Source organism: Massilimicrobiota sp. SW1139, from assembly GCF_012027715.1.
Lineage (GTDB): Bacteria > Bacillota_I > Bacilli_A > Erysipelotrichales > Coprobacillaceae > Allocoprobacillus > Allocoprobacillus merdigallinarum.
The window spans coordinates 1-16,741 of record NZ_SJOR01000019.1 but is presented as its reverse complement, the minus strand read 5'-3'; the positions used below and the strand labels follow the sequence as shown (position 1 = coordinate 16,741).

The window sequence follows — 16,741 nt, the reverse complement described above, 5'->3', positions numbered from 1 at the left end:
AAAATAATCAAAAAGGCAATCTTATTAACTGTAAAATACACATCTTTTCCAAACAAATATGATATTTTAAAAGTAAGGAGGCGATTATATGATTTTAACAACAACACCTTCTGTTGAAGGAAAAGAAATTATCGAATACAAAGGTATTGTTTTTGGTGAGGTTATTTCTGGTATTAACTTTATAAAAGACTTTACTGCAGGATTATCTAATTTTTTTGGTGGAAGATCTGCCACATATGAAAATGAATTGTTAGAAGCTAGAGAAAATGCATTAAGAGAGTTAGAAGAACGTGCTTATCAAAAAGGTGCAAATGCCGTTGTAGGAATTGATGTTGATTATGAAGTTTTAGGTGCTGATAATGGTATGTTAATGGTGACTGTATCTGGCACAGCGGTAGTTGTACAATAAAAAAAAGTGGTTAACCCACTTGGTTATCAGTATAAAGAATGTTATTGTGGAGAGAAAACCTGATAACTGTCCTTAATATATGCTCTTTTTCATGAGCTTACTATCATTTTATATAAAATTTTGTTTAAGAATATGTAAAGCAGGGTTGTTTTAACCCTGCTTATTCAATCGTAATTGTATTGTTGTTTTCGATGACTTTCATATCCTGTTTTGGTATTGATATTCTCAAGACTCCATCTTCAAATTTAGCCTTGATATCACTTTGTGGTACACTTTCTCCCACATAGAAGCTTCGACTCATGCTTCCTGCATATCTTTCCTGTCGGATATATTGTCCTTCTTTATTCTTCTCATCTTTATTTAAGCTCTTTTTAGCTGAGATTGTCAAATAGCCATTGTCAAATGTCAATTCCACATCTTCTTTCTTGAAGCCTGGAAGATCCACATCCAATTCATATGTTCCTTCCATTTCTCTGACATCTGTCTTCATCACATTTCTTGAATGTTTTCCATACAATGGATTTTTCTTTCCAAAGAATTCCTTGTCAAAATCATCAAACCAGTCATCAAATAAACTTTCTCCAAAAATACTAGGCATTAACATATATATCACCTCTTATGAATAATTCTAAGCATTGTTAGAGAATGAACAATGTTTGATATGAGAAGTAAGGAATGCCTTTTTTATTCTCTTTCCTTATTTCTGATATTATTATATACCTATCATTTAGCACTGTCAATACCAGAGTGCTAAAAACATTTTTAAACTATAAACAGCCTCTTATCATACTTTATCAAATCATATCAAAGATATATTTTTATATAATATGATCAACATGTCGCAAAAGATAGGCATCCATGTCATCAAACCCTATCATACTTCGACGAAGTGTTATTTTTTTATTTTTTATATAAATCACAATCTTAACACATTCTTGCCATCCATATACATTTTTTACCTTTCTTTCAACTCTTGTTATTTCTGTTACAGGAAATGTATAGCTTGTCCCTATGACTGGTCTCATCTTTATATCATCTCCCTTAGCAATCATCTGGAATCTACATATAGAAATTCCCCACAAGATAAAGGGACTTACAAAAATGATGGCACCCACACTCAAAGCAAATAAAAACATTGAACTCACAACATCTAACACAGCAATAAACACGATTGGAAAAATCATTGACAACAAAATAACAGCTATAAAGATAAGATCGTTTTTAGCCCAATAAACTTCCGTTTTCAATCCAAGCTCTGCTTCAAACATGACTTTATTATCATTATCAAAGAACAATATCTTGATATCATGATCCTTCCCATATTGTGTTGCCTGATAAATCAAATGAATTCTATCCTGATCCGTTATTTCTCCTTGATGTTTAATCCAACAGATTGAATCAGCCCATGCATAAAAATCATTGAAACAAACTTCACCATCAAATCTTGCTATATTGCCATTATCATCTTCAATTTGTATATAACTTTTCGTTCCTGTGATTTTCATTATGTCCTATCTCCATCAATCATACTCTATTTACATTATATCAATTTCAAATAATCCCTTCAATGACACGACTCTACACTATTTTCTATTTATTCGTCAGTGTATTTTGTATAATCTACAAATATCATTGCACTTATCTTTTAAAATTTTTATTTTATTTGTTTTCATCACATATTTTCGATATAATGGTAAAGAAAGGGTGAGAGCTTTGGAATGTTTTTATCAGTCCATGTTAGCGTATATAAGACAACGTCCTCGTTTAGAAAAAATCATTATTTTTTTAACACAATATTGTCCTTATGTAACGTTTATCTTATATCCATGTGTCTTGATCTATTTATGGTATATTCACAGTCCTTATTTGATAGATGCCATTCTAAGACCATGTATAGCTTTTGTGATTGTGACGGTTTTTAGAAAAATAGTGAATCGTCCCCGTCCCTATGATCATATGGATATTCAACCCTTAAGAGGTCATAAACATGGCGAATCTTTTCCAAGTCGTCATACTGTTAGTGCCTGTATTATTGCTTTTGTATGTTTTTATGCTCATTTTTATATTGGCGTTTTTGCATGTATCATTGCATTGATTGTCAGTTTAACACGTATTTTAAGTGGGGTCCATCATATAAGTGATATTTTTGCAGCAATTATCATTGCAATTCTGTGTTTTATAATTGACTTTCATTAAAAATAATTTATACTATACTTAAAATATTTTAAGTATTTATGAGGAGGTTATATGCTAAGTCAGGAATTTCAGGCTGTTTATAATATATTCAAAATGAATTTTTATTCATCTATGTGTGCAACTTCTAAAGAACTCACAATGCAAGAAGCATTTAGCTTAGATATTATTTATATGTTAGGTGAACCCACTATTTTAGAATATGCTAAATATATGGGGATTTCACAGCCTAATGCTACATATAAAGTCAATCAATTGGTAGAAAAAGGATATTTAAATAAAACAGTCAGTCAAGAAGATAAACGATCTTATCATTTAAAAGTTACAAGTAAATTCTTGGAGTTTTATCGTGAAAATGATCATTATATTAAAAAAGCCCTTAAAGAAATTGAAAAACTGTTTAGTAAAGAAGAAGTGAAATCTTTAGAGAAAATGCTTCGTACAATTAGAATATTTATGACGGAGGAAAAGAAAAATGATAAAAATAATTACTGATTCTACATCTGATATTGATTTAAAATATGCAAAGGAACTCAATATTGAAGTTGTGCCTTTAAAAGTCATTATTGATGGAAAAGAATATAAAGACCGTATTGATTTACAACCAGAAGAATTTTATGATTTATTAGTTAATAGTCAAACATTACCATCTACATCACAACCATCACCACAAGACTTTGTTGATTTGTATGAAACAGCAAAAAACAACAATGATAGTGTTATTGTTATAACTTTGTCTAGTGTTATTAGTGGAACATATCAAAGTGCTAATCTTGCAAAAGATTTAGTTGATTATGATGATATTTATGTGATTGATAGCTTAGGAACAACACAAATGCAAAGATTGCTTATATTAAAAGCAGTTGCATTAAGAAATGAAGGTATGAATGCTCAAGATCTCTATACATTTTTAGAAGCATATAAACATCGTATTCGCTTATTTGCTTTTGTAGATACATTAGAATATTTATATAAAGGTGGACGTTTATCAAGAACAGCCGCAACAGCAGGAACGCTTTTAAAATTCAAACCTATTATTGGTTTTGATAAAGGTAAATTAGAAGTATTTGCGAAAGCTAGAGGAACTCAAAAAGCTACTGCTAAAATTATTGACTTAATTCAACAAGATGGTGAAATGGATTTAGATGAACCTATCTGTATCGGATATACTGGCTCATCTGATGGTTTAGATAAGTTTGAAAATACATTAAGGAAAACTTTACATTTTGGTGAAACATTACATGGTATTGTTGGACCGGTTATTGGTACACATGCTGGTCCTGGAGCCCGTTTAATTGCTTACGTAAAAAAACAATAAATCATCCCTAAGTATTGATTGTCATAGATGATAGCTATGATAATCAATACTTTTTATTATATTGAATATAATCAAAAAAGTATGATCATAAAAATCATACTTTCTCTTTATGCAACAACAAAAGTCTTTAAACGTCTTTGAATAAGATACATTGTAATGATAAATGCTATGGAATCTGCAATTGGTACAGCAATAAAGACACCATATAATCCAAAAATCCAAGAAAGAATTAAGATCAATGGTATCAATAATAAGCATTGTCTTAATAAATTAAGAAAGCTGGATTGTTTAACCATTCCAATTGCCTGAAAGAAATTGGCACACATTGTTTGACATCCAACTAATGGTAAACAAATAAACCAAATACGTAAAGCACTATTTCCTAATTCAATAATTGCTGGCTCTTGATTAAATATAGAAATAATCATTGATGGGAATAATTGAATCACTAAAAATCCTAAACAAGAAAGAATACTAGAACCTATAATCGTATACTTTAATGTTTCTTTAACACGATGATAATTCTTAGCACCATAATTATAACTAATAATAGGCTGCTGTCCTTGTGTCATACCTGTTAATGGCATCAACATAAGTGTTTGAACACTTGTAATAATTCCTACTGTTGAAATAGCTAAATCCCCACCATACAAACCTAATGTTCCATTAATAACAATATTTAAAACACTTGTTGATAATTGCATTAAAAAGGCTGGTAAACCTGTTTTCATGATCATATATGCATAATGTTTTTTTAATTTCATATGTGATAAACGACATGGAATGATTCCTCTTTTTCCAAATAAGAAAGACAATTGCCATATCATACTTAAACATTGTCCACCAATTGTCGCAAGTGCAGCACCTTCCATTCCCATATGAAATTGAACAATTAAAATATAGTCAAAAACAATATTAAAACCTGCTCCTAACAGCTGTGAAACCATAGCGTTTTTAGCATTTCCTTGGGCACGTGAGAAATTGTTTCCACACATGGCTACACATTGAAAAACACCACCATATAAAATAATACTCAAATAATCACTGGCATAAGGTAAAACCTTTTCACTAGCTCCAAGTATAGTTAATATAGGATCCATGAAAATATTACCTAAAACCATAAAAACAATACCAAAGATAACTGTAATCATTAAAGCATTGCCCTGATAATATTGAGCATCTTCATCTTCCTTGGCACCTAAAGCAATAGAAAAACGTGTTGCTCCTCCAACCCCTGCCATTAAGCTTAATGCCATCAAAATTAAAGTCACTGGATAAGACACAGTAATTCCTGCTAAACCTAATGATCCTAAATCTGGAGCATTACCAATAAACATTCTATCTACAATATTATAAATAGCATTAACAATCATCCCAATCATAGCTGGTATAGATAGTTCAATCAATAAACTTAAAACTTTTTGTGACCCCATTCTATCTTTATCCACAATTTTCCCTCCCCTAACGTTTTTTAGTTTAGACATATCGTCCTTTTTTGTCAAGAAACAAAAAAAAAGACATTAAATGTCTTTTTCAATATGATGAGGATATTTATTCCAATATTTTAAATAAATAAAATCCTCATCCTTTTTAAAATTATACTGATACATTCTAAAAGTAACTAAAATATTTTTAGGCATCCATTGTTCCTTATAAGAATAGCAATATTTCATACCAATCTTTTTCATGACATTTCCACTATGAGGATTACAAACATCATGCGTTGCAGTAATGTATGGCAAATCAGGTGTTTTTAATTCTTCAACCATTTTTAAAGCTGCTTCACTCACTATTCCCTGATGCCAAAACTCTTTTCTTAAAGCATAGCCAAAATCATGACTCTCATCACCACTGATTTGAATATATCCAATAGGTCTATCATTTTCCTTTAAACAGATTGCATAATAATAACCATCTTGATTTTTATATTTATCTAAATAATGCGTCTGCAAATAATCTTTTGCTTCCTCGACACTCTGTAATGGAAACATAGGTAAAAAACGATTAACATCAGGATCACTTAATAATTCATATAAAGCCTGTTCATCTCCCATACGAAAATGTCTAAGAATCAGTCTTGAAGTTTCATAAAAGTCTTTCATCTTAGCCCTCCATTATTTTAACATAAAAAGTTCTTTGCCTAGGTCCATCAAATTCACATAGATAAATGCCTTGCCATATTCCTAATAAAAGTTGACCACGATGAATGATAAAAGTCTGACTTGGGCCAAAAAGAGTTGACTTAATATGGGCATGTGAATTCCCCTCAAAATGATGATAATCCAAATGTTCTGTAGGAAAAGCACGTTCAAAAGCATTGATCATATCTCTGACAACATCAGGATCCGCATTTTCATTGACAGTGATTCCAGCCGTTGTATGTGGTGTGTATACCACAACAATTCCTTCATCTATGTGGCAGTAATTAATATCCTGTTTGACGATTTCAGTAATATCATGCATTTGCATACGTTTAGAAAATTGATATTGATGTTCAAATAACATTCTCAATCACTCCTATAAATCTTTTATATACCATCTATCACAAGCATAATGTGGTCCTTGAATAAGGGGCTGCTTCAACGGAATAAATCCATTTTTTAAGTAGAAACGATTGGCTGCTATCATATTGGAAAATGTTTCCAGATAACATTGCTGATAGTATGTCTTTGCAAAATCTAAGGACAGGTTTAATAATTCTTGTGCTATGCCTGTACCACGTATCGCCTTATAACAATACATTTTCTGCAATTCACATATACCTTCTTTGCCTTCCACTGGTCCTATACCACAACCACCAACAACATGATCATTTTCAACAACCACAAGATATTGTTTATGAGCAGGTTGATAAACTTGATAAAATTGTCCTAAATCTTTATCTTCCCAGGCACACCCTGGTTTATTACCACCAAATTCTATCAGACAATCTCTAATCAGTTTTTCGACTTCTTTATTATCTTTTTCTTCAATCAGACGTATTTTCATGAGCTGGTATAACCTTTTTTAAACGTTTTTCAAAATCACGACGAGAAAACATAACAATGGCTCCACACCCTAAACATTTAATTTTGATATCTGCACCCATACGTATAATTTGCCATTGATTAGACTTTTTACAAGGATGTTGTTTTTTCATTTCAACAATATCGTTTAAATTATATTCCATTTTTGTGCTCCTCTCTTTGTTGATAAGCTTTATAAGTATTTTCCAATAACATCGCAATTGTCATTGGTCCTACACCTCCAGGCACTGGTGTAATATAAGATACAAGATCTTTGACATCTTCATAATCAACATCACCACATAATTTATGATTTTCATCACGATTAATACCTACATCCAACACCACAGCACCTTTTTTAATATAATCTTTATTAAAAAACTTAGGTTGCCCAATTGCCGCTATTAAGACATCAGCTCTTTGACATAATGCTGCTAAATTCATTGTACGGGAATGTGCAATTGTCACAGTGGCATGTTTATGCAAACAAAGTAAAGCCACTGGTTTTCCAACAATATTACTTCTTCCTACAACAACAACTTCTTTTCCAGTTAAGTCATAATGAATTTCATCTAATAAAACCATCATACCTTGTGGGGTACAAGGTACCAGTCCTTTTTCTCCTAACACAAGTTTAGCTACATTAGATGGATGAAATCCATCTACATCTTTTTGTGGATCAATTAAATGAAGTATTTTGTCTTCATGAATATGTTGTGGTAATGGCAACTGTACCAAGATGCCATCTACAGTATCATCATGATTAAGTTTTTGAATCACTTCCATTAACTTTTCTTCTGTTGTCTGTTCATCCAGTTTCACAATATCAGATAACATTCCTACATAGGCACATGCTTTATCTTTATTGCGAACATATGTTTGACTAGCAGGATTTTCACCTACTAATACAACTGTTAATTTTGGTAGTCTTTGACCATTTTCTTTTAATAAATCAATCTTTTGTTTGAGTTCATCTTTTCGCTTTGCTGCAATCTTTTTTCCATCAATGTTCATAAATGATTACCCCCTCATTATTGTTTCTATTATAATGGAAAATATACCAATTGTAAACTTTTAGCCCCAAAAGAAAAACTACAATAAATACAAAGAGTTTATTGTAGTTATCATTTTATTTATTTAAAATATGTCTCGCAATTAAGATTCCATTAGCTCCTGCCTGAGCCAATCCACGTGTTAGTCCAGCACCATCGCCACCTACATACAGACCATCAATCTCACTTTCAAATCCTTCTCTTACTTTAGGTCTTGCTGAATAGAATTTAGCTTCTACTCCATAAAGCAATGTATGTTCATTGGCAATTCCTGGTGTAACATGATCTAAAGCTTCAATCATTTCAATAATAGATTTCATCGTATTATATGGTAACACAAGCCCTAAATCTCCTGGTACAGCTTCAGGTAATGTTGGAACAGTATAACCTTCTTTTAAACGTTTCACAGTTGTACGACGTCCTCTTTTAATATCACCATAGCGTTGTACAATAATGCTTCCATGTGATAGCATATTGGCAAGTCTAGCAACCTCATGAGCAAATTCGTTAGGTTCATTAAATGGTTCGCTAAAAACATGTGAAACTAATAATGCAAAATTGGTATTATGACTTCCAAGTTTTGGATCATGATAAGCATGTCCATTGGCTAACATTGTCCCTGAATGATTTTCAATAACAACATGACCACTTGGATTTGAACAGAAAGTTCTGACTTTAGTTCCCACAGATGTATTGTATACAAATTTACCTTCATAAAGATGAGAATTAATTTCATCCATAACAATATTACTTGTTTCTACTCTTACACCTATATCAACCTGATTATTATAAAGTTCTAATCCCTGACGTTTAAACACTTTGGCTAACCATGTTGAACCATCTCTTCCAGGAGCTAACACAACATGAGGAGCATAAATTTCTTCACCATTTTCTAAAACAATCCCTTTAACATGATGATCTTCTACAAGAATATCCTTAACTGCTGTTTTAAATGCCATATCAATATGCTGTTTAAGTTCATTAGACATTTCTGTCATAATTCTCAAATTTTCTTCAGTTCCTAAATGACGCACTTTAGCACGTAATAATTTCAATCCAACAGCATATCCACGTTTTTCAATTTCTTTCACTTTATCAGTCGTTGGATCAGTAATTTCACGTGTTGCACCATGTTTCAAATACAATTCATCCACATAATGAATTACATCTTCAACTTCCTGATTATCTAAATAATCTGTTAGCCAACCACCAAATTCACTGGTAATATTGAATTTACCATCAGAGTAAGCACCGGCTCCCCCAAATCCTGAAGTAATTGAACAAGCAGGTAAACATCCTGGTTCATTTTCTTTAATTTGTGGACAACTTTTAATTTTCTTATCTTTAATAGGACAATGTCTATACATCACATCATGTCCTTTATCAATAAGTAATACTTTTAATTCTGGATTTTTTAAATACAATTCATAACTTGTCATAATTCCTGCTGGTCCAGCCCCAACAATAATGACATCATAATTTTTTTGCATAAAAAAACGCCTCATTTCTGGGGCATTATTAAATAATCCTCATTTATTATATTCATAAAAACTTATCCTTGTCAATAAAATACGCAGAATAAAAATATGTTATCAATTTATAAAACTTTTTATGCCAAAAATAAAGCCACAATCACTGGAATCGTAACAATAGAAAGTAATGTTGTCATAAAAACAGCTTTAGCTGCCAAGGCAACATCTTTTTGATATTCTGTTGCAAATAATACAGCAATATTTCCTACTGGCATAGCAAGCATAATTAAAGAAACGCCAAGTATTAAAGGATCACGAATAAAAGCATTTAAAATAGGATAAGCTATAACTGGAATAACAATCTGTTTTAAAATCGTATATGGATATATTCTGACTTCAGTAAAGACTTCTTTAACTGGAATCGTAGCAAGTGTTGAGCCAATAAGCAACATGGCAATAGGTGTTGTAATATCACCAATCATGGTTATCGTTGAAGACAAAACATTGGGGACCTGTAAACCTGTAAAATAAATAAACAAAGCCACAAGTGAAGCAATCACGCCTGGTGAAAGAAGCTGTTTCAAATTGATTTTTATTTTTTGTACAGAATGATAATTCATAAAAAGAATACCTACTGTAAACACAAGCAAATTAAAAATCATATTAAAAATAGCAGTTAAAAATACGGCTTGATTTCCAAAAATAGATTTCATAACAGGAAAGCCCATAAAACCGATATTAGAAAACATTGTCATGAAAATATATAAACCTTGTTGTTGAAGAGGAACTCTCATAACTTTGACAATCAAAAAGCCTAAAATAGGTAAAACAAGAAAGATGACAATTCCTACAATAAACAAAAAAACAATTTCAGATATTTGTTTTTCAATATTTGTAGATAAAACAGAAGATACAATCAATGCTGGTGTTGTGACCGACAACAAAAGTGTTGTTAAACGTTTATTAAAGTCTACATCCAGTATCTTGATCTTTAATAAAAGATACCCTAAAGCAATCACCAGAAATAATTGTATCATCTGTAAAACAATAACTTTGATATCCACTATCTATCCTTTTAGTCCTTGTGCCTGTCTTTCCATATTTTCAACAACAATATCATAGATTTCTCCAAGTGTTGCAGCATATTGTAAAACAAGCCATGGTTCATTGGTATGAAAATGAATTTTAATGAGTTCATCATCACCAACAGCTAATAAACAATCTCCCTGAAAATGTTCTGTAATATAATCATTAATTTCGTCTTCATTTAAGTTTTTTCCTTCAATTAATAACTGTGTATCAAATTTATATTCTAACATTTTTATTCTCCTTCAAATAAGCAGGCTCCATTTGTTTCAATAACATGTTTATACCAATCAAAAGATTTTTTCTTATATCTTTTATAAGTTCCATTTCCTAAATCATCACAATCCACATAAATAAATCCATATCTTTTACTCATTTGTTTTGTAGATTCACTGACAATATCAATACATCCCCATGATGTATATCCCATTAAATCTACGCCATCTATTTCAATAGCATTCAACATTTCTCTAAAATGTGCATCAAAATAATCAATACGATATTGATCATCAACTGTTCCATTCACAAGTTCATCTTTAGCTCCTAAACCATTTTCTACAATAAATAATGGTTTTCTATAACGATCATATAAATCAACTAAAGACACTCTTAAACCAATAGGATCAATTTGCCATCCCCAATCAGATGAAGGAATATATGGATTTTTTATTGCCACATTCGTATTGGCTGCAGTTTTCTTTAAACCTTTGTCATCTTTTGCGACACAACTTGATGAATAGTAACTAAACGAAACAAAGTCTACTGGATATTTTTTCATAATGTCTAAGTCATCATCCTGCATTTCAATATGAATACCTTCATTTTTAAATTTAGCTAATAAATAGGCAGGATATTCTCCAAAGACTTGTGTATCACTATAACAATATGTACTTCTCATATCTTGTTGTGCCTGTAAAACATCTTCTGGTTTACAAGTATAAGGGTAATATGTCAGTTTTGTTAACATACAACCTACTTTTGAACCAGGAATTTTTTCATGACAAATCTTTGTAGCAAGAGCTGAAGCTACAAATTGATGATGCATAGCTTGGAAAATAACCTGTTGGAAATTCTGCCCTGGGAAACGGTCTTCAACAAGTCCTCCTGTTGTATAAGGATGTCTAATCATTGAATCTACCTCATTGAATGTTAACCAATATTTGACTTTATCTTTATATCTTTCACAGATGACTTCCACATATTTGACAAACATATCCACAACTTCTCTTGATGCCCATCCATTATAATTTAAAACTATATTTAATGGTGGTTCATAGTGTGACATTGTCACTAATGGTTCGATACCATATTTTAAGCATTCATCAAAAACATCATCATAAAATTTTAAACCTTCTTCATTAGGTTCTTGATCATCACCATTTGGAAAAATACGTGACCAGGCAATAGACATTCTATAAACCTTAAATCCCATTTGGGCAAAGAGTTTAATATCTTCCCTATAATGATGATATCCATCTGCTCCATGTCTTTTTGGATATAAAGAATCATCCTGTGATTTTAATGCATCTTCAATATCTTTTGTTGTAATGGCATTTTGTGCATGATAATCTTGAACATCAATATCTAAATGATGTCTCGCACAATCAGAAACACTGATTCCTTTGCCTCCTTCGTTCCAGCCCCCTTCATACTGATTGGCAGCTGTTGCGCCACCCCATAAAAAACCTTCTGGAAATTGTCTTACCATATTATTGTCCTCCTCCTCTTTTCATTTATTATACATGTTTCTTATATTGAATGTTCAAATTTTCAAAAAAAGAAAGATATGTTCCATGTACTTAATGAAACATATCTTTTTTCATAAATATAAACGAAGCAATAACACATGCAATAACGGCAATCAAAGTTGGGACCCACCATACTGGTCCTGGTAAACCTGAAACATTCATTCCATAAAAACTAAAGATAATATTTGGTATTGACATCACAATAGTGATAACTGTTAAAACCTTCATAACAATATTTAAGTTATTTGAAATAACAGAAGCATAAGCATCCATTGTTCCAGATAAGATATTTGAATAAATACTACACATTTCAATGGCCTGATTAATTTCTACTAAAACATCTTCTAATAAATCCTGATCATCCTCATAAAGTTTAATAGATTTTCCACGCATGATCTTATTCAAAGTAATTTCATCAGTTTTTAATGATGTTGAAAAATAAACTAATGATTTTTCTAATCCAAGCATTTGAATAAGTTCTTTATTTTGCATTGATTTATGAAGTTTTTGTTCAGTCAAAGATGATAATCGATCAATTTGACGTAAATAAATCAAATATCTTTGAGAAATTCTTAAAAGAAGCTTTAATAAAAATCTCGTCTTCATTTCTGTATGAATACCCTTGACTTTACCTGTTGCCATATCTTCAATATTTAAATTCTCATATAATGAAATTGTAATAATATATCCTTTCATTAAAACAATACCTAATGGTAATGTTGTATATTGTAAAGTCATTTTATCGTATTTTCCTTCAGTTTCTTCTGCACTTGGATAATCGACAATGACTAATGTCTGATTGTAATCATCATCAAAATCAATATGTGAACTTTCTTCTTCATCTAATGACGCTTGCACAAATTCAGGAACAATTCCCAAATCATTAATTAAAAATTGTTTTTCTTCTTCTGTAGGTGAAACAACATTAATCCAGCATCCTGTTTCTAATGTTTCGACTTTTTTTGTTTCTGTTCCAAAAGTTTTGTAAAATTCGATCATTTTTATCCTCCTCTTCTATAACAGGAGAATATCAATTATGTCTCCTGTTATGCTTTGTTTTATTGTTAATTTCGTATCTTCATCCGGCTCCGGAGACATAATAACACCTTCTTTCTTTCCTTTGCCATTATAACATAAAATGTCTGATATAAAAGCCTTTCATTTGTAATTTTTTTGTTTTTTATAAAAAAGATTTAAATCGAAAGTTTCCCTTCAATTCAAATCTTTCTTTTATTAAAACCAATCTGTTCCATCTTCTCTTTTTAAAATATAACGAATCATTTCAAAGAGTTCTTCTTTTGATTTAGATTTCACAATAAAGACATGATTACCCATTGCTCCACTTAATGATTCTGGAACATCTGTTTCTAATGCTATATTTTGTCCATAAGTTTCTCTAATCTGGTCATAATTATGCATATACCATATTCCTTCTCTACGACCTGTATATGCTACCCAATATTCACGATGAATATCATAGAAACACTGATTATATTTAATCATATCAGCCCATATTGTATAAACATCGACATTATATGCAAAATCAATCATATCAGGCATATAAGCACCAGGTGCTCTCATATTGACTTCTAATCCAACAATATCTCCTTTTTTTCCTAATCCTTCTTTATCTTCATCTAATCTAAAGAATTCAAAATGATAAAAACGACTTCTTGTATCAAAAGCTTCTACAACCTTTTTTCCGATTTCATATAAATCCAATCCTTCAACTGGTTGTGAGTAAAAAGCAGTATCACTTAATTCATTCACATTATCCATTATAGAATTCAACATGACATGTGATGAACAAATCAAAATATTTTTATCTTTATCAGTAATTCCATCAAATGTTTCAACATGACCAGGAACAAGTTCCTCAATAATAAATTGAATATAAGATGGCTTTGTCGCAAAGAAATAATCTAATTCATCATCATTTTTCAATTTATATGTTGAACTAGCACCCACACCATTATCAGGTTTAACAATAACTGGATATCCTACCTTGTTCGCAAATGCTTTTGTCGCAAGGTAATCATCAACTTTTCGATATCTGGCAGTTGGTATCCCAATCTTTTGATAGACTTCTTTCATTTTTGATTTGTATTTCATTGGTGATAGATTTTGTATTTTGGTTCCTGTTGTGACATTAAATTCATTTCTTAATGTTGCTTCCAATTCTAACCAATATTCATTTTGAGATTCTATCCAATCAATTTTTCCATAATGCCATGTAAAATAAGCACAGGCTCTGTATACACTGTCATAATTTTCTAAGTCATCTACACGATAATATTCTGTTAAGGCAAGTTTTGTATGATATGGCAAGTTTTCATAATTCGCATCACCGATTCCCAAAACACGAACTCCTCTGACTTTTAATCGGTCACAGAAATTGTAAAAATAATCTGGAAAATGTGGTGATATAAAGATAACATTCATTATTATATAACCCTTTCTACAAAATATGGGAATTGAACTTGCCACCAATCCCAATCATGATTCACATCATGACCCCAAAAATCAATCCATGCTGGGATATCTTTATATTCTAAAAGTTCTTTCATACGTGATGTACTTCTAATCATATCATCTTCCCATGCTCCTTGCCCACAACATAAAACAATACGACAATGACGATACATCTCAACATAAGGATGGTCATAACTCATACCATGAAGATATTGAATTGGTGAATTACGATAAAGAATATCATCATGATAATCTCCAAAAAACAAATCACTATCATAATATCCACTCAAAGCAATGGTACCTTTAAAAATATCCGGTCTTCTGAACATGAAATTCACTGCATGAGTTGCCCCCATTGAACAACCTGTTGTATAAATGCCATCTGCATACTGACCATCACGACCATAAGAATTAATTTCTAAAATTCTTGGAACCAATTCATTAACGATATAATAGAACCACTGTTCCATCATATATGTTCTATGTCCATTATCCATCCCTTCAGCTGACCAAGATTCTTGATCAATACTATCACAACAAAATAGTTGAATTCGTCCTGCATCAATCAGGTGCTCTACTGTATGCACCATACCAAAATTTTCAAAGTCAAAGAATCTTCCATTTTGTGCTGGAAAAACCAGAATTGGTGTTCCTGAATGACCATAAACCTTAAATTCCATATCACGTAATAAACATTCGCTATATTCCTTAAACCATTCTGTCTTCATATTCTCACCCCTAACCTAAAACAAAATCAACGAATTCATTGACTTGCTCCATATTCTCAAATCGAGCAGTATATGTAAAATTACCCATAGCTCCACTTAAAATATCTGGCATTCTTTCACACATAACCAAATCAAAATGATAACGTGATACAATGTCTTCATGTGTATGAGAATATGAGATACCATCTCTTCTTCCACAATACACACAATGATATGGACGCTGATGATCATAGTCACTATACCCTTTTGTGACCATATCTGCATAGATTTGGTAAACATCAATATTATTGGCATAATTCATCATATCAGGAGTATAACCTCCTGGTGTTCTTAAATTAACTTCTAAGCCAACAATCTCTCCTTTTTGACCTAACCCAGGTTTATCCTCTAACAATCTAAAGAATTCCATATGGAAACATCTTCCAGCTGTATAAAAGGCTTTCACACATGCCTGTCCAGCTTGTTTCAAATCATAAGGTATTTCTCTTAAAGAATAATAATACATACTACTTTGATCATTCACTACATCCATAATGGGATTTGGAAAAACATGTGATGTTTCAAATAAAATTTCTTTATTTAAATTAGCAATACCATCATATGAAATAATTAATCCATTAACAAATTCTTCCATTATATATTGTGTAAAATGTTCTTCCTGATAAAAACGTTCTAACTCCTCCTGATTAGAAATTTTATAAGTCTTTGCTGCACCAACCCCATTATCTGGTTTGACTACAACAGGATATCCAACATCATGAACAAATTTTAAACCTGATTCAAAATCAGTAACTAAATGATAACGTGCTGTTTTGACTCCTGCTTCTTCATAAAACTTCTTCATCTTTGATTTACATTTAATATCTTCAATATGGTTTGTATGAATACCTGTTGTAATATTAAAATCTGTACGCAATTTGGCATCCTGTTCAAGCCAATATTCATTATTAGATTCCAACCAATCTATATGTCCATAATGGAAAATAAAATAACCCATCGCCTTTACCATTTCATCATAGTCTTCCATAGAATATACTTGATAGTAATCATCTATTGAATTCTTTAATTCTTCACTTAAATTATCATAAGGTGTATCCGCAATTGCTAAAACTGTAACTCCATTATTTTTTAAGCGATTACAAAATTGATAAAAATTTTTTGGAAAGGATGGTGATATATATACAAAATTCATAAGATAACATTCCCCCTTTTTTATATCCTTTTATCTATTATAACATAATAAAATAAAAAAAATCAT

20 protein-coding genes are annotated in these 16,741 nt (G+C 31.1%); 4 read left to right on the top strand and 16 right to left on the bottom strand.

What is annotated here, in order from left to right; all coding sequences use genetic code 11:
• Positions 1-88: 88 nt before the first annotated feature.
• On the top strand, positions 89-409 hold the full coding sequence (locus E0K96_RS09695) for a putative heavy metal-binding protein (RefSeq protein ID WP_168082848.1): 321 nt from the start codon (positions 89-91) through the stop codon (positions 407-409).
• Between the two features lie 160 nt (positions 410-569).
• On the opposite strand, the gene E0K96_RS09690 is transcribed toward E0K96_RS09695, so the two are convergent.
• Both E0K96_RS09690 and E0K96_RS09685 read right to left on the bottom strand, forming a co-directional pair.
• Positions 570-1,013, bottom strand: coding sequence for an Hsp20/alpha crystallin family protein (locus E0K96_RS09690; RefSeq protein ID WP_168082846.1), 444 nt, complete (start codon positions 1,011-1,013; stop codon positions 570-572).
• Positions 1,014-1,227: 214 nt separating this feature from the next.
• Complete coding sequence (locus tag E0K96_RS09685) at positions 1,228-1,914, bottom strand: hypothetical protein (RefSeq protein WP_168082844.1); 687 nt, start codon at positions 1,912-1,914, stop codon at positions 1,228-1,230.
• Between the two features lie 229 nt (positions 1,915-2,143).
• Here E0K96_RS09685 and E0K96_RS09680 point away from each other — a divergent pair, with 229 nt between their 5' ends.
• The 3 genes from E0K96_RS09680 to E0K96_RS09670 are packed head-to-tail and all read left to right on the top strand — an operon-like array spanning position 2,144 to position 3,920.
• The gene (locus E0K96_RS09680) at positions 2,144-2,605 is read left to right on the top strand and encodes a phosphatase PAP2 family protein (protein ID WP_240924490.1); all 462 of its coding nucleotides are present in this window, start codon (positions 2,144-2,146) and stop codon (positions 2,603-2,605) included.
• 51 nt (positions 2,606-2,656) lie between these two features.
• Entirely contained in the window at positions 2,657-3,097 is a 441-nt protein-coding gene (locus E0K96_RS09675; protein WP_087304663.1) for a MarR family transcriptional regulator, read from the top strand.
• Positions 3,078-3,920, top strand: coding sequence for a DegV family protein (locus E0K96_RS09670; protein ID WP_168082840.1), 843 nt, complete (start codon positions 3,078-3,080; stop codon positions 3,918-3,920). Before E0K96_RS09675 ends, E0K96_RS09670 begins: the two co-directional genes overlap by 20 nt.
• A 107-nt stretch (positions 3,921-4,027) precedes the next feature.
• Here E0K96_RS09670 and E0K96_RS09665 read toward each other — a convergent pair whose 3' ends face one another.
• The 14 genes from E0K96_RS09665 to E0K96_RS09600 all read right to left on the bottom strand — a co-directional run bounded on the left by E0K96_RS09665 (position 4,028) and on the right by E0K96_RS09600 (position 16,675).
• Entirely contained in the window at positions 4,028-5,368 is a 1,341-nt protein-coding gene (locus E0K96_RS09665) for an MATE family efflux transporter (protein WP_168082838.1), read from the bottom strand.
• A 72-nt stretch (positions 5,369-5,440) separates the two neighbouring features.
• Complete coding sequence (locus E0K96_RS09660; protein WP_168082836.1) at positions 5,441-6,022, bottom strand: GNAT family N-acetyltransferase; 582 nt, start codon at positions 6,020-6,022, stop codon at positions 5,441-5,443.
• 1 nt (position 6,023) lies between these two features.
• Positions 6,024-6,425, bottom strand: a complete 402-nt coding sequence (locus tag E0K96_RS09655) for a secondary thiamine-phosphate synthase enzyme YjbQ (RefSeq protein ID WP_168082834.1) — start codon at positions 6,423-6,425, stop codon at positions 6,024-6,026.
• Positions 6,426-6,437: 12 nt separating this feature from the next.
• Positions 6,438-6,908, bottom strand: coding sequence for a GNAT family N-acetyltransferase (locus tag E0K96_RS09650; RefSeq protein ID WP_168082832.1), 471 nt, complete (start codon positions 6,906-6,908; stop codon positions 6,438-6,440).
• On the bottom strand, positions 6,889-7,089 hold the full coding sequence (locus E0K96_RS09645; protein ID WP_087246047.1) for a DUF951 domain-containing protein: 201 nt from the start codon (positions 7,087-7,089) through the stop codon (positions 6,889-6,891). Before E0K96_RS09645 ends, E0K96_RS09650 begins: the two co-directional genes overlap by 20 nt.
• Positions 7,079-7,939, bottom strand: a complete 861-nt coding sequence (folD, locus tag E0K96_RS09640; RefSeq protein WP_168082830.1) for a bifunctional methylenetetrahydrofolate dehydrogenase/methenyltetrahydrofolate cyclohydrolase FolD — start codon at positions 7,937-7,939, stop codon at positions 7,079-7,081. The genes E0K96_RS09645 and folD overlap by 11 nt, the downstream gene beginning before the upstream one ends.
• A 115-nt stretch (positions 7,940-8,054) precedes the next feature.
• Positions 8,055-9,467 carry an NAD(P)/FAD-dependent oxidoreductase gene (locus E0K96_RS09635; protein WP_087245979.1) on the bottom strand — a complete coding sequence of 471 codons (1,413 nt, stop codon included), beginning with the start codon at positions 9,465-9,467 and terminating at the stop codon, positions 8,055-8,057.
• 119 nt (positions 9,468-9,586) lie between these two features.
• Positions 9,587-10,513, bottom strand: coding sequence for an AEC family transporter (locus tag E0K96_RS09630; RefSeq protein WP_168082828.1), 927 nt, complete (start codon positions 10,511-10,513; stop codon positions 9,587-9,589).
• A gap of 3 nt (positions 10,514-10,516) precedes the next feature.
• Positions 10,517-10,768 (bottom strand): kinase to dihydroxyacetone kinase, encoded by a 252-nt coding sequence (locus E0K96_RS09625; protein WP_168082826.1) that lies wholly within the window; start codon positions 10,766-10,768, stop codon positions 10,517-10,519.
• 2 nt (positions 10,769-10,770) lie between these two features.
• Positions 10,771-12,243, bottom strand: a complete 1,473-nt coding sequence (locus E0K96_RS09620; protein WP_168082824.1) for a glycoside hydrolase family 1 protein — start codon at positions 12,241-12,243, stop codon at positions 10,771-10,773.
• A 91-nt stretch (positions 12,244-12,334) separates the two neighbouring features.
• Positions 12,335-13,282, bottom strand: a complete 948-nt coding sequence (locus tag E0K96_RS09615; protein WP_087245971.1) for a magnesium transporter CorA family protein — start codon at positions 13,280-13,282, stop codon at positions 12,335-12,337.
• Positions 13,283-13,516: 234 nt separating this feature from the next.
• Positions 13,517-14,725: an ATP-grasp domain-containing protein gene (locus tag E0K96_RS09610; protein ID WP_168082822.1), complete on the bottom strand. Its 1,209-nt coding sequence runs from the start codon at positions 14,723-14,725 to the stop codon at positions 13,517-13,519.
• A gap of 2 nt (positions 14,726-14,727) precedes the next feature.
• Entirely contained in the window at positions 14,728-15,483 is a 756-nt protein-coding gene (locus tag E0K96_RS09605) for an esterase family protein (protein WP_087245967.1), read from the bottom strand.
• A gap of 10 nt (positions 15,484-15,493) precedes the next feature.
• Positions 15,494-16,675, bottom strand: coding sequence for an ATP-grasp domain-containing protein (locus E0K96_RS09600; protein ID WP_168082820.1), 1,182 nt, complete (start codon positions 16,673-16,675; stop codon positions 15,494-15,496).
• Positions 16,676-16,741 lie beyond the last annotated feature (66 nt).

Excerpts from the sequence above, each read along its gene's own strand:
- E0K96_RS09650 (WP_168082832.1), bottom strand. The coding sequence starts at position 6,908 with ATGAAAATACGTCTGATTGAAGAAAAAGATAATAAAGAAGTCGAAAAA.
- E0K96_RS09610 (WP_168082822.1), bottom strand. The coding sequence starts at position 14,725 with ATGAATGTTATCTTTATATCACCACATTTTCCAGATTATTTTTACAAT.
- E0K96_RS09605 (WP_087245967.1), bottom strand. The coding sequence starts at position 15,483 with ATGAAGACAGAATGGTTTAAGGAATATAGCGAATGTTTATTACGTGAT.
- E0K96_RS09695 (WP_168082848.1), top strand. The coding sequence starts at position 89 with ATGATTTTAACAACAACACCTTCTGTTGAAGGAAAAGAAATTATCGAA.
- E0K96_RS09635 (WP_087245979.1), bottom strand. The coding sequence starts at position 9,467 with ATGCAAAAAAATTATGATGTCATTATTGTTGGGGCTGGACCAGCAGGA.
- E0K96_RS09625 (WP_168082826.1), bottom strand. The coding sequence starts at position 10,768 with ATGTTAGAATATAAATTTGATACACAGTTATTAATTGAAGGAAAAAAC.
- E0K96_RS09670 (WP_168082840.1), top strand. The coding sequence starts at position 3,078 with ATGATAAAAATAATTACTGATTCTACATCTGATATTGATTTAAAATAT.
- E0K96_RS09660 (WP_168082836.1), bottom strand. The coding sequence starts at position 6,022 with ATGAAAGACTTTTATGAAACTTCAAGACTGATTCTTAGACATTTTCGT.
- E0K96_RS09615 (WP_087245971.1), bottom strand. The coding sequence starts at position 13,282 with ATGATCGAATTTTACAAAACTTTTGGAACAGAAACAAAAAAAGTCGAA.
- E0K96_RS09620 (WP_168082824.1), bottom strand. The coding sequence starts at position 12,243 with ATGGTAAGACAATTTCCAGAAGGTTTTTTATGGGGTGGCGCAACAGCT.
- folD (WP_168082830.1), bottom strand. The coding sequence starts at position 7,939 with ATGAACATTGATGGAAAAAAGATTGCAGCAAAGCGAAAAGATGAACTC.
- E0K96_RS09680 (WP_240924490.1), top strand. The coding sequence starts at position 2,144 with ATGTTAGCGTATATAAGACAACGTCCTCGTTTAGAAAAAATCATTATT.
- E0K96_RS09655 (WP_168082834.1), bottom strand. The coding sequence starts at position 6,425 with ATGTTATTTGAACATCAATATCAATTTTCTAAACGTATGCAAATGCAT.
- E0K96_RS09645 (WP_087246047.1), bottom strand. The coding sequence starts at position 7,089 with ATGGAATATAATTTAAACGATATTGTTGAAATGAAAAAACAACATCCT.
- E0K96_RS09600 (WP_168082820.1), bottom strand. The coding sequence starts at position 16,675 with ATGAATTTTGTATATATATCACCATCCTTTCCAAAAAATTTTTATCAA.
- E0K96_RS09685 (WP_168082844.1), bottom strand. The coding sequence starts at position 1,914 with ATGAAAATCACAGGAACGAAAAGTTATATACAAATTGAAGATGATAAT.
- E0K96_RS09690 (WP_168082846.1), bottom strand. The coding sequence starts at position 1,013 with ATGTTAATGCCTAGTATTTTTGGAGAAAGTTTATTTGATGACTGGTTT.
- E0K96_RS09675 (WP_087304663.1), top strand. The coding sequence starts at position 2,657 with ATGCTAAGTCAGGAATTTCAGGCTGTTTATAATATATTCAAAATGAAT.